At 36.2% G+C, this 345-nt stretch carries 1 pseudogene; it reads left to right on the top strand.

The features are described 5' to 3' along the window. Positions 1 to 345 (top strand): annotated as a pseudogene (locus tag AOA61_RS17285) (hypothetical protein); the annotation flags it as partial.

Here is a 345-nt window from a genome sequence, read left to right as displayed (position 1 = left end):
GGATTGAAGGACCTCAATCGCATCAAAAAAAGAGTGGCACTCCTACGATGGGTGGACTAATGATTTTACTTGCACTTATAGTATCAACTTTTATTATGAGTAGTCAGTTCCACTCCATTAATGTGGAAATATGGCTGTTAGTTTTCGTGACTGTTGGTTTTGGATTGTTAGGTTTTTTAGACGATTTTATAAAGGTTGTTAAAAAACGTAATTTAGGTCTTACATCAAAACAGAAGTTTCTAGGACAGGTGTTAATTTCCGCAATTGTATATATTGTATTGCTCCAGACAGGTTTGTCCACAGCAATAACTCTTCCAGGTACAACGCTATCCCTTGATATTGGAT

Source organism: Pseudomonas sp. 2995-1 (assembly GCF_002742505.1).
GTDB classification, from domain to species: Bacteria; Pseudomonadota; Gammaproteobacteria; order Pseudomonadales; family Pseudomonadaceae; genus Aquipseudomonas; species Aquipseudomonas sivasensis.
The sequence above is the reverse complement of the archived record's forward strand: the minus strand, read 5'-3'. Positions and strand labels throughout refer to the sequence as shown.